General features: G+C 45.6%; 13 protein-coding genes and 1 tRNA gene. 10 read left to right on the top strand and 4 right to left on the bottom strand.

From position 1 onward, the window contains the following. Positions 1-12 precede the first annotated feature (12 nt). From J3U64_RS05270 to metG, 5 genes are all read left to right on the top strand, one after another. A complete protein-coding gene (locus tag J3U64_RS05270) occupies positions 13-1,236 on the top strand; it encodes a multidrug effflux MFS transporter (RefSeq protein ID WP_267404154.1) in 1,224 nt (407 codons plus the stop codon). A gap of 67 nt (positions 1,237-1,303) precedes the next feature. Then, a complete protein-coding gene (gene pheA, locus J3U64_RS05265; protein WP_267404156.1) occupies positions 1,304-2,380 on the top strand; it encodes a prephenate dehydratase in 1,077 nt (358 codons plus the stop codon). Positions 2,381-2,443: 63 nt separating this feature from the next. Continuing rightward, positions 2,444-3,049, top strand: coding sequence for a TIGR00730 family Rossman fold protein (locus tag J3U64_RS05260; RefSeq protein ID WP_267408540.1), 606 nt, complete (start codon positions 2,444-2,446; stop codon positions 3,047-3,049). After that, positions 3,043-3,606, top strand: a complete 564-nt coding sequence (locus J3U64_RS05255; RefSeq protein ID WP_267408539.1) for a ubiquinone biosynthesis accessory factor UbiJ — start codon at positions 3,043-3,045, stop codon at positions 3,604-3,606. The genes J3U64_RS05260 and J3U64_RS05255 overlap by 7 nt, the downstream gene beginning before the upstream one ends. Positions 3,607-3,701: 95 nt before the next feature. Then, positions 3,702-5,759, top strand: coding sequence for a methionine--tRNA ligase (gene metG, locus J3U64_RS05250; protein ID WP_267408538.1), 2,058 nt, complete (start codon positions 3,702-3,704; stop codon positions 5,757-5,759). 135 nt (positions 5,760-5,894) lie between these two features. Here the strand turns inward: metG and J3U64_RS05245 are convergent, their stop codons facing one another. The 4 genes from J3U64_RS05245 to J3U64_RS05230 form a co-directional block, all read right to left on the bottom strand. Then, positions 5,895-7,184 (bottom strand): dicarboxylate/amino acid:cation symporter, encoded by a 1,290-nt coding sequence (locus J3U64_RS05245; protein ID WP_100140473.1) that lies wholly within the window; start codon positions 7,182-7,184, stop codon positions 5,895-5,897. A 331-nt stretch (positions 7,185-7,515) separates the two neighbouring features. Further along, positions 7,516-7,592: transfer RNA gene (locus J3U64_RS05240), tRNA-Pro, on the bottom strand. Positions 7,593-7,676: 84 nt separating this feature from the next. Next, positions 7,677-8,390, bottom strand: coding sequence for an SAM-dependent methyltransferase (locus J3U64_RS05235; protein WP_267404162.1), 714 nt, complete (start codon positions 8,388-8,390; stop codon positions 7,677-7,679). Beyond that, on the bottom strand, positions 8,387-8,977 hold the full coding sequence (locus tag J3U64_RS05230; protein WP_267404164.1) for a Maf family protein: 591 nt from the start codon (positions 8,975-8,977) through the stop codon (positions 8,387-8,389). The genes J3U64_RS05235 and J3U64_RS05230 overlap by 4 nt, the downstream gene beginning before the upstream one ends. Before the next feature lie 51 nt (positions 8,978-9,028). On the opposite strand from J3U64_RS05230, the gene J3U64_RS05225 reads away from it, so the two are divergent. From J3U64_RS05225 to J3U64_RS05205, 5 genes are all read left to right on the top strand, one after another. Continuing rightward, positions 9,029-9,532, top strand: coding sequence for a YceD family protein (locus J3U64_RS05225; RefSeq protein ID WP_267392152.1), 504 nt, complete (start codon positions 9,029-9,031; stop codon positions 9,530-9,532). Positions 9,533-9,563: 31 nt separating this feature from the next. Next, positions 9,564-9,743, top strand: coding sequence for a 50S ribosomal protein L32 (gene rpmF, locus J3U64_RS05220; RefSeq protein WP_100140470.1), 180 nt, complete (start codon positions 9,564-9,566; stop codon positions 9,741-9,743). Between the two features lie 163 nt (positions 9,744-9,906). Next, positions 9,907-10,434 (top strand): phosphoribosyltransferase, encoded by a 528-nt coding sequence (locus J3U64_RS05215; RefSeq protein WP_100140469.1) that lies wholly within the window; start codon positions 9,907-9,909, stop codon positions 10,432-10,434. A gap of 3 nt (positions 10,435-10,437) precedes the next feature. Next, entirely contained in the window at positions 10,438-11,463 is a 1,026-nt protein-coding gene (plsX, locus tag J3U64_RS05210) for a phosphate acyltransferase PlsX (RefSeq protein WP_267392154.1), read from the top strand. Positions 11,464-11,539: 76 nt separating this feature from the next. Continuing rightward, complete coding sequence (locus J3U64_RS05205; RefSeq protein WP_267392155.1) at positions 11,540-12,502, top strand: beta-ketoacyl-ACP synthase III; 963 nt, start codon at positions 11,540-11,542, stop codon at positions 12,500-12,502. Positions 12,503-12,522 lie beyond the last annotated feature (20 nt).

Raw genomic sequence — 12,522 nt, 5'->3', positions numbered from 1 at the left:
GAGAGAATGGTTATGAAAGCAACCTCCAATCAGTTATTAATCAATCCGCATCATTTGGCTTTTTTATTGTCAGTGATGGTGGCCATTATGCCATTTTCTACAGATATTTATTTGTCTTCTGTGCCGGAAATGGCTTCTTCTCTGCATGCACCTATCGATCAGATTGAACGCAGTTTGGCCAGCTTTATGTTTGGCGTGGCACTGGGACAACTATTTGGGGGAGCAATATCCGATATTAAAGGACGTAAGGTCATTGCCATGATTGGCCTGAGCGTTTACCTGCTTTCAGCCATTGCCATTGTATTCATTGATTCAGCAGATGAGCTGCTGTTTTGGCGCTGGATTCAGGCCATTGGTGGCGGCATGGCTACGGTTACTGTTGGCGCAACCGTGCGTGATTTTTTCCATGGAAATGAAGCAGCAAAAATGTTTGCCACCATTGGTATCATTACCCTTGCTGCTCCGTTAGCTGCACCGATGCTGGGTACGGCGCTGGCGGCATTAGGTGGGTGGCGTGTTATTTTTATCTTTCTGCTGGTTTATGCTCTAATTGTGCTGCTATGCGTGTGGCGCTTTATGCCGCAGGTCAAAATGGATATTCAGCCGTTAGATAGTCAGGTATTTCATAAGATAAAACAGAATTTTTCAATGGTTTTCCATGAGCGCGAGGCATTGGGGTTCATGTTTTTTCAGACTGCTGCGTTTGCGGCAATGTTTGTTTTTCTCACCGAATCGTCTTTCTTATACATGAATATCTACGGCCTGAGTCCGCATGAGTATTCATGGGCATTCGGTGCTAATGTGATTACCATGATGCTCTTTAATCGGATCACAGCTTACCGTCTGCGTACGACGCCGGCACGCAATATTCTGCTTAGTGGTGTGCTGCTACAACTAGGCTGTAATTTACTGCTGACCATCGTGGTGTGGAGCATGAACCGGCCACCATTTTTTCTGCTATTGGGTCTGATTATGTTTTCCATCGGTTCACAGGGTTTAATTGGTTCCAATACTCAGGCTTGTTTTATGAGCTATTTCCGTAAAATCGGTGGCAGTGCCAATGCTGTACTCGGAACCATGCAATTTTTGATCGCCGCTACTGTTGGCTGGCTGACTACCTTGCTGCATAATGGTTCGACTCATGTGATGCCCACCATGATGCTGATTTCTACTAGTTGCGGTGCCATTTTACTATGGGCTCTGTCGCGCACTGCGTGGCAGAAAAAGCACCGTTGATTATGGGCAGCCGCAGCAGGCTGCCTTTTTCATGTTTTTCTGAACAACAATTAAAACACTACTAATTATGTCTGATAACGATAAACTCAAACCACATCGCGATGCCATAGACCAGATAGACAGCGAAATTTTGCGCTTACTGAACCAGCGTGCCAGCCACGCTCAGGCTATCGGTACTTTAAAAGGAGAAGGAATCGTCTATCGTCCTGAACGCGAAGCAATTGTTTTGCGCCGTATACAGGAGCAGAATCCTGGACCACTATCCAGTCAGGCGGTTGCCCGTTTACAGCGAGCCATTATGAGTGAATGTTTGGCGCTGGAACGACCTTTGACCATTGCTTATCTTGGTCCGCAGGGTACCTTTACCCAGCTAGCAGCGATCAAACACTTTGGTCAGGCCGCGCAGACACAGCCATGCACTTCAATAGACGAAGGATTTCGTCTGGTAGAGGCACAACAAGCCGATTATGTTGTCACGCCAATTGAAAATTCGACCGAAGGTTCCGTCGGGCGCAGCCTAGATTTGTTGGTAACCACTCCATTAAAAGCTTGTGGTGAAGTTAATCTACGCATTCATCATCAATTATTGCGTATCATCGATTCCACAGAAAACATTACTAAAGTTTATGCGCATGCGCAGGCACTGGCACAGTGCCGAAGCTGGTTGGATAAAAATCTGCCCGAGCAAACAGCTCGCATTGCGGTTGCCAGTAATGCCGAAGCAGCACGGCTGGCTGCTGCTGACAGTAGCGCTGCCGCCATTGCTTCTCTAATGGCAGCAGACCATTACCAGTTGCGGATACTGGCTCAGAATATCGAAGACGAACCCAACAATACAACCCGTTTTCTCGTACTTGGGCGCAATGTCACCACTAGCAGTGGGCGCGATAAAACCTCATTGATTGTAGCTGCACCCAACAAAGCAGGTGCCGTACATGATTTGCTCCAGCCTTTTGCAGACCATCATGTATCCATGACCAAACTTGAAAGCCGCCCCAGTCGTGGTGGATTATGGGAATATGTTTTCTTTATTGATATTGAGGGCCATCAGCAAGATGCTGATGTAGCCGCCGCATTGACTGCCTTACAGCAACGTTCAGCATTCCTAAAAATAATCGGTTCTTATCCGCAGGCAGTAATATGAATGTAAAGCTAATAATTGATACTAACTGATAATATTCGCCTCTGACTTGGAGACAAAACAAGCATGAAAAATATCGTTGTCTATTGTGGTTCCAATCTGGGACAGAATAAAGCCTATTTCGATGCAGCCCAGCAACTGGGCAAAGAAATGGCACAACAAGGCTATCGTCTAGTTTACGGAGGTGGCAATATCGGTCTGATGGGTACCATCGCTTCATCTGTGCTCGACCATGGCGGAGAAGCCATAGGCGTAATTCCTGGCTTTTTGAAAAATCTTGAAGGCGCACATCCGGGGCTAAGCGAACTGTATGAAACTTCTAATATGACAGAGCGCAAAAACAAAATGATAGAACTGGCTGATGCCTTCATTGCCATGCCCGGTGGACTGGGTACCTATGAAGAATTATTTGAAGTCTTATCACAGGCACAGCTCAAGCTGCATCCGCATCCAGTAGGAATTCTGAATGTAGCCGGTTTTTTTGATCCATTGATTCAAATGTTGCAAAACACAGTTGCCGCTGGTTTCATGCCGCCAGAAAACATGGATTTACTGTGTAAAGCCACAACACCTGCAGCGTTATTAGATCAGTTACGCCACTGGCAGCCACGTGATGCGGTGAAATGGGTGACTCCGCAATGGGCGCAGCAGATAAGAGATACATTATGCTGACTTTGGCAGTACTGAATCACCTTATTCAGCAAAATGTTGAACTGAAAGCCAGCTGGCAGCAATACCAGCAACGGGTAGTAGCACTGGTGCTACCAATGCTGACACTCAAAGGTCGCATCGATGCTCAGGGTTTCTGGCAAGAAGACAACGCTGAAGCTGAAACTATCATTACCATTGCTTCCACTGCTTTGACTAAAATGCTTATTGGCCAACAACCGGGAGTTGGTGATGTTGCCATTACTGGCGACCATGCATTGGGCATGGCCATTCTGCCGTTGATACAGGCATTACAGTATGACTGGCGTGATGATTTGGCGCGGCTCTTTGGCGATGCCATCGGCGGGAAAGCAGCGCTGGAGCTGGAAAATCTATATCAGCAGGGGCGTGGCATCAGTCAGAGTATTGCAGCACAGATTGCTGACTATGCGCAGGAGAGTGATGCAGTGGTTGTGAGCAAAGTTCAGTTGCAGCAGTTTGCCGCACAGATTGAAATGCTGCGCGACGATACTGCTCGCCTTGCAGCCCGCATCAGCCTTTTGCAACAACAGGCGAAATAATATCCATTTAACCGCCAGTGGTCATTACTGTTGCAGCAAAAAGGCTCTGGTATAATTTCAGCAGTTTTTAGTGAATTTCAACGATACAGCAAATCATGACACAACAACGCAAAATACTGGTTACCTCAGCTTTGCCGTACGCCAATGGCAACATACATCTGGGACATATGGTAGAACACATCCAGACCGATATCTGGGTACGTTTTCAAAAAGCACGTGGCCACGAATGTTATTACGTCTGCGCCGATGATACTCACGGCACTCCGGTAATGTTGGCGGCACAAAAGCAAGGCATCTCGCCAGAAGAAATGATTACCAGAGTACGGGAAGACCATCTGGCTGACTTTAGTGGTTTCGGCATTGGCTACGATAACTATTACAGCACCCATTCTCCAGAAAACGAAGCTTTATCACGCAGCATCTATCTGGCCTTAAAAGCCAATGGCAAAATTGAAAGCCGTACGATTGAACAACTATTCGATCCAGAAAAAAATCTTTTTCTGCCAGACCGCTTTGTAAAGGGCGAATGTCCAAAATGCCATGCAAAAGATCAATATGGTGATAATTGTGAAGTCTGCGGCACGACCTATAGCCCAACTGAGCTAATTAAGCCGTATTCAGCAATTTCCGGTGCGACACCGGTACTGAAAGAGTCAGAACACTTCTTCTTCAAACTTGGCGAGTGTGCTGATTATCTGAAGCAATGGACTTCCGGCAGTACTCAGCTGGCAGATGGCCGCATGCAACCGCACCTACAGGCAGAAGCCCTGAATAAAATGAAAGAGTGGTTGGATGATGACAATCTGAGTGATTGGGACATTAGTCGGGATGCTCCTTATTTCGGTTTTGAAATTCCGGATGCACCGGGCAAATATTTTTATGTATGGCTGGATGCCCCAATTGGCTATATGGCTTCCTTTAAAAATCTGTGTAATCGTATTGGCGTTGATTTTGAGCAATGGTTCCAACCTAATACCGATACCGAAATGTATCATTTCATTGGCAAAGACATTCTCTATTTCCATGCACTATTTTGGCCGGCTACATTGAAATATGCCAATCTGCGCGCACCAACCGGTGTGTTTGCTCATGGTTTTCTTACCGTTGACGGGCAGAAAATGTCCAAGTCTCGTGGTACATTCATCACTGCACGTTCTTATCTAGAACAACGCTTGAATCCAGAATGGCTGCGTTATTATTTTGCTGCCAAACTCAACAGCAAAATTGAAGATCTGGATTTAAATCTGAATGATTTTATTGCCCGCGTGAACAGCGATTTAGTCGGCAAATATGTCAATATTGCCGCCCGCGCAGCTGGTTTCATCAGCAAGCGTTTTCAAGGTAAATTAACAGACGTCAGCACCAGCTCATTACTGCCGCAGTTGCAGGCACAGAGTGAAACCATTGCCGCAAGCTATGAAGCACGCGAATATGCACGCGCTCTGCGTGAAATCATGGCACTGGCTGATGTGGTGAATGAATATGTCGATGCCAACAAACCATGGGAACTGGCACGGCAAGAAGGGCAGGAAGCACGGTTACAGCAGGTATGTAGCGAGCTGATTAATGCTTTCCGTATCCTAACAGTGTATCTGTCACCTGTATTACCGCAACTGGCCACTGAAGCGGCAGCCTTTCTTAATGTGGCTCCGTTAAACTGGTCTGATAGTACTTCTGTATTACCTGCCGGACACAGCATTAATACCTATCAGCATCTCATGCAGCGTGTTGAACAAAAACAGATAGATGACCTAATTGCCGCCAATCGTCAGAATATCCAGCCGACAGCAGAGGTTCCGGCAGCCTCGTATGAACCCGTGGCTGCCACCGCTTCATTTGACGACTTCATGAAAATTGATATGCGCGTCGCCAAAGTAATGAGCTGTGAAAAAGTGGAAGGTAGCAGCAAATTACTGAAATTTCAGGTAGACCTTGGTTTTGAACAACGCACCATCTTTTCTGGTATCGCGGCCAGCTATCCAGAGCCGGAAAAACTGGTCGGCCGCATGGTTATTGTGGTGGCCAATTTCGCAGCTCGTAAAATGGCCAAATTCGGTATGTCAGAAGGCATGATTACTTCTGCCGCCGGAAATGGCAAATTGTTTTTACTGGATGTGGATAGTGGTGCCCAACCCGGTATGAAAGTCGGTTGATTTAAGCTATAAAAAAAGACCCGTTTAATTTAACGGGTCTTTTTTTATTGGATGTATTAGTATAAGTGACGAAATACTTATTCCATCACTTATTACCTACTATTGTCTGACATGAGCCGTGATGCTCCGAAAGAGCTATTTGTTCAATACCTCATGTAGGCGTTCTGAATCCAAACTTTTTTCCCAGCGAGCCACCACAATCGTGGCACAGGCGTTTCCTACTAGATTAGTTAGGGCGCGGCATTCAGACATAAAGCGGTCAATACCTAGAATAAGCGCCATGCCTTCTACCGGTACAGATGGTACAACAGATAATGTAGCAGCTAGTGTAATAAAGCCAGCGCCAGTCACCCCCGCTGCGCCCTTAGAGCTGAGCATGGCTACAAGCAGCAGTAGAACCTGCTGTTCCAGAGTAAGATCAATATTACATGCCTGTGCAATAAACAGCGCAGCCATTGTCATATAAATATTGGTACCATCAAGATTAAAGGAATAGCCCGTTGGTACCACCAGCCCCACGATTGATTTCTGACAGCCGGCTTTTTCCATTTTCTGCATCAGTGTAGGTAAAGCCGCTTCGGAAGAACTAGTACCCAGTACCAGCAGCAGTTCTTCTTTAATGTATTTCACGAGTTTGATAATCGAAAAACCGTTGTAACGTGCTACTGCACCCAACACAATCAGAATAAACAACACCGAAGAAATATAGAAAGTCAGAATCAGATAGAGCAGATTACCAATCGAACTAATACCGTATTTACCGATAGTAAACGCCATGGCACCAAACGCACCTATTGGAGCCGCACGCATCAGAATAGACACCATTTTGAAAACCGGAGCCGATAAATCCTGAAAGATATTAATCAGCGGACGGGCTTTTTCACCAATCAATGCCAGTGAAATACCAAACAGAATGGCAATAAACAGAGTTTGCAGAATATTGCCATTAGTAAGCGGACTCATCGCTGTAGTTGGAATGATGTCCATCAGAAAACCAGTCAGGCTGGATTCATGTGATTTCTGTACATATTCATGTACTTTTGCACTTTGTAAAGAACTCGGGTCAATATTCAGACCATGACCTGGCTGAGCAATATTGGCCACAATCAAACCGATAGCCAGAGCCAGCGTAGAAAAGGTCAGAAAATAAACCATGGCCTTGCCGGCCACTCGTCCCATGGTTTTCATATTGGTCATCTCAGCGATGCCGGTTACCACAGTAAGGAAAATAACCGGTGAGATGATCATCTTAACTAACTTGATAAAAGCATCTCCCAACGGCTTCATGCTTTCGCCAACACTGGGGAAAAAATTGCCAAGTAAAATACCAATAATAATGGCAATTATTACCTGTACATAAAGAACCTGATACCACCGCTGTTTTTTCGGTGGCGGATTCATTTCCTCAATTTCGAGTGGTAACATACTGATCTTTCGATGGTTTGTGTTTAAAAACTACAGAGTATAGAATTTATTATGAGCCATAAGAGACATAATTTGTTGATTATAAAGCCAACATAACTTAACAGAAAAGCATTATTAATTACTAAATGACAGTTATATGCTACTCAAATAGAATGGGTGATAAATAGTAATTTAAAAACAATAATTTGAAAAAATTTATTACCATACAGCATAATATAATTTACTTTGGTATAGATAGAAGGATTAATTATTCACAATAAAAGTACAATAGCATATATTGTAGTGTATATAAAAAACCGTCTGTACACTGGTACAGACGGTTTTAGAAATCTGGTCGGAGTGAAAGGATTCGAACCTTCGACCCCCTCGTCCCGAACGAGGTGCGCTACCGGGCTGCGCTACACTCCGAAATAAGTTGTGCATTATAGGCAGCGATATGTACCTTGACAAGGGTAGTGAAGAAATAATTTGATAAAAAATGTCTATCAGCTATCAGCCCGCATACAACACAAACAAACAGGGTCTTTTTTTCAGCACTGGCAAGGTTTTCATGCTGCGCCACTTAGCAATATTCTGACTAATAATAGTTTGAGTAGGCAGCGTTAAATCCGCGGCAATACACAGACGAGTTTGAGGATGCAGGCTGGCAATAGCATCAGCAAGCAAAGCATCGTTACGGTAAGGCGTTTCAATAAAAAGCTGAGTTTCATTTTCCTGCCGTGAACGGTTTTCCAAAACGCGCAACCGTTCAATCCGCGCATTTTTTTCAGCCGGCAGATAACCTTTAAACGCAAAACACTGACCATTTGCTCCTGAAGCCATCAGTGCCAGCATAATACTGGAAGGGCCTACTAGCGGTATGACCGTAAAACCAGCCTGATGAGCCAGTGCAACCAGTTGTGCGCCCGGATCGGCCACAGCTGGACAGCCGGCCTCACTAAGTAAGCCCATACTACGCCCAGCCTGTAAAGGCTCCAATAAAGCAGCAATATCGCGTTCTAGGGTGTGTTCATTTAAAGTACGCAGATTCAGCTCCCGAATCGGCGTATGTACACCAAACGCTTTTAAATGTGCCCGTGCAGTTTTTTCTGCTTCAACCACAAAATCAGTCAAATCAACAATATATTCCCGTTCATGTGCCAGCAGGCAAGGCGTATCTGCTGTACCCAATGGTGTAGGAATCAGATAAAGCACCGGATTACTCATAGAACTTTAATTCCTTCTGCCAGCAAAAAATCCACCAGACGAAAAATTGGTAAACCAATCAATGCATTTGGGTCAGTGGTTTCAATCTGTTTAATCAACAGTGCTCCCAGTCCTTCGCTTTTTGCCGCTCCTGCACAGTACACCGCATCTGCTTCCAGTGTTAAATAATGATTAATTTGTGTATCAGTCAGTGCGCGCATTTGTACGCGAGTTTCATCAATATGCTGATGCTGACGCTTTTCAGCTACATTCAGCAGAGTTAGCGCACTATAAAATATCACTTCCTGACCACTTAAATATTTCAGCATCTGTTGTGCTTTTGCCACGGTCAGAGGTTTGCCTAATTGCTGTTCACGGCACCAAGCTACCTGATCGCAGCCGATAATCAGTGCTTCCGGATAAAGCTCAGCCAGTGACTGTGCTTTACCTCCAGCCAGACGCAATGCAGTCTGTGGTGCGGTTTCTGCCGCAAGTGGTGTTTCTTCAAAATCAGGTTTAACCGCTTCAAATGGGATATTCAGCTGCCTAAGCTGCTGCTGTCGAAAACATGAACTTGAAGCCAGAATCAGCTTTTTCTCATTCGGCATAAGTGCGAACTCATTGACATGATAAAGCTTAAATTATATCATCCGCCGTTTATGTTAGACCCTATTTTGATTGATACGGCGACGTTCACACGTGAACAGCAACAACTCAGCGGTCAATTGCAGCTTCAAGCACTGGATCGGCGGGTCTGGTCACATGAACTTTTAGCACAACGCGATGGCGTTATCCAGTATAAAGTCAGCGGAGGTATTGACCGTTGGCAGCGTCCTTTTATCGATATCAGTATAGAAGGTGAACTAAAACTGGTGTGTCAGCGCTGTTTACAGGCTGTTTCCTGGACGCTGAATGACCAGTCGCGTGTGGTGCTGTTTGCCAGCGAACAGCTATTGGACGAGGCCATGGCCGCTGATGAAACACTCGAAGGCGTGGTATGGAGTGCAGAATATAATCTGACTGCGCTTCTGGAAGACCAGATTTTAATGGCCATTCCGGTAGCTCCGCGACATGAAGACTGTGATCACACTCTGGCAACCAAAACCAATCAAGACGCTGGCAATCCATTTGCCAAACTGGCAGGACTGAAAAGCGGCCACTAACGAATTTACCTAATTTTCCAGGAGCTTTAACATGGCAGTACAACAGAACAAAAAATCACCTTCAAAACGTGGTATGCACCGTTCCCATGACGGACTGACCGCTGTACAGGTGTCTACTGACACCGCTACCGGCGAAGTACATCTGCGTCACCACATTTCCCCAAACGGTATGTACCGTGGACGCAAGGTAATTAAAGCCAAAGGTGAATAACTCACATCTGTGATTATTCAGAGCGTATGAAAGCCAGACATTGCTTGTGCAATCACTGGCTTTTTTGTATCCATAATTAGCAGGATATATTTTCCAGCTAAAATAATACTTTCACTTTACCAGCAGCCATCAGCGGCCTGCTGTATATTGACTCGAGTTTCCCATGAAAAAAATCTGGTATAACTACGAAGACATACATCGAGCCATCAAGCAATTGGCCGAAAAAATTCAGAAATCAGGACAATCATTCGATGCAATGATTGCTATTGGCGGCGGCGGATTCATTCCGGCACGTATCTTACGTAGCTTTCTGAATATTCCTGTTTATACCGTTACATTGTCTTATTACGATATCAATGACCGTCCAACTGACTGTCCGCAGAAAATTCAATGGACAAATGGCTTTGACGAGAAAATGAAAGACAAGAAACTGCTGATTGTTGACGAAGTAGACGACAGTCGAGCCACGCTCGAATACTGTGTTCGTGAATTACAGCATGAAGGATTTCAGCAGCTTGGTGTAGCCGTGCTGCATGAAAAACGCAAACCCAAAAAAGGGGTGTTGCCAGCAGATTTACCTTTTTACAGTGCCATTCAGGTTGATGACTGGTGGATTAACTATCCATGGGATGCCCTTGATATTGATGAGCATTATGAAAATGTAGCTGCGCAGACAACTCCTGAGGCATAGGTTATGACCTTAAAAACCATCGCAGTAGATGCAATGGGTGGTGACTTCGGATTGGATGTGACCATTCCCGGAGCGCTGACATTTTTACAGCAGCAGACTGATGCAGCCCTGATTCTGGTCGGAGATGAAACCAAAATCAGAAATGCTTTGATCAAAGCCAATGCTTCACTGGAGCGGATTACAATCTGTCCGGCCAGTGAAGTCGTCGGTATGGATGAAGAGCCAACTTCAGCACTTAAGAATAAAAAAGATTCTTCCATGCGTGTGGCCATCAACCAGATTAAAGAAGGGCAGGCGCAGGCTGCTGTGTCAGCCGGTAATACCGGCGCTCTGATGGCAACTGCGCGCTTTGTCCTGAAAACCATTGCCGGTATTGACCGGCCGGCAATAGCTAAGTTTTTACCTGGCCGCAACAACCACATGACACTGGTGCTGGATTTGGGCGCCAACGTTGATTGTAGCAGTGCTCAGCTTTTACAGTTTGCCATTGTAGGTAGCCAGCAAGTAGCCGCTCTTTCGCCTGAAAACACTCGACCGCGGGTGGGATTGCTCAATGTGGGCACAGAAGATATCAAGGGTAATGCCACGGTAAAGGAAACGCACCAGCTAATACAGCGCAGCGATTTGAATTTTGTTGGCAATGTAGAAGGCAACGCTATTTTTACATCTGAGGTGGATGTGCTGGTTGTCGATGGCTTTACCGGCAATGCCATGCTTAAAAGCATTGAAGGTGCGGTTAAATTTGTTGGTACAGTCGTTAAGGAAGAATTCACTCGGAGCATATACAACAAACTGGCTGCGTTGATTGCTTTACCTACCCTCAAAGGATTTAAACGCCGCCTCGACCCGCGCCGCTTTAACGGTGCTATTTTTCTGGGTCTGCGTGGCGTGGTAATCAAAAGCCATGGTGGTACCGATGCTATTGGTTTCTGTTTTGCCTTGCAGGAAGCTTACAAAGCCATTAAAGCAGATTCAATCACCAAAATTCAGGCTGGTGTGGCGCAGCAGCTGGCTGCACTGGAAGAATAATCACTCTGTGACAAAGGCAGACAAGTTAAATGACTTTGTTTAAAATGTGGCCTTTGTTGTAAATAAAGACTATGCCATGCTAAATGCTCATATTCTGGGTACAGGCAGTTATCTGCCTGCACGCCGGCTGACTAATGATGACCTGAGCAAAATCGTCGATACTTCTGATGAATGGATTGCTACCCGAACAGGAATTAAAGCGCGCCATATTGCCGCAGAAAATGAACAGACCAGTGATTTGGCCGTTGCTGCAGCCAAAGCAGCGTTGGCCGATGCAGCCATAAGTGCAAAAGACATTGATCTGATTATCGTGGCTACTTCTACACCGGATATGACATTTCCGGCTACCGCTTGTATCGTACAAAACAAACTTGGTATTGCCGGCTGTCCGGCATTTGATGTTCAGGCAGTTTGTGCCGGATTCATGTATGCCATGGCTACAGCCAACGCTTATATCAGAAGTGGAATGGCGAAGCGCGCACTGGTAATCGGAGCCGAAACATTTAGCCGGCTGCTGGACTGGAATGACCGGCGCACTTGTGTTCTGTTTGGTGACGGTGCCGGTGCAGTGATTCTTGGTGCTTCCGAACAGGAAGGTGGTATCATTAGTACCAAATTACAGGCAGACGGCAGTTATAGCCAAATTCTGCAAACACCGGGAAAGATTGCTGCCGGTTCTATAGAAGGTTCGCCATATCTCTACATGGATGGACAGGCAGTTTATAAATTCGCAGTTAAAGCACTGGCCAATGTGGCTAGAGAAGTGATCGAAGAATCCAATCTGCAACCAGCTGATATAGACTGGATTATTCCGCATCAGGCTAATCTGCGTATTATCGAATCCACAGCACGCCATCTGGGAGTGCCTATGGATAAAGTAATTGTTACGCTGTCAGAGCAGGGTAATACTTCAGCAGCATCTATCCCACTGGCTCTTGATGAAGGTATTAGAAGCGGACGAATCCGCCATGGCCAGACATTGCTGCTTGAAGGAATAGGAGGCGGATTCGCCTGGGGAGCCATTACCCTGAAATACTAACCTTGTTTTTCAGAGTCGGA

The sequence above is a fragment of the Snodgrassella sp. B3800 genome, from assembly GCF_026535865.1.
Lineage (GTDB): Bacteria > Pseudomonadota > Gammaproteobacteria > Burkholderiales > Neisseriaceae > Snodgrassella > Snodgrassella alvi_E.
The sequence above is the reverse complement of the archived record's forward strand: the minus strand, read 5'-3'. Positions and strand labels throughout refer to the sequence as shown.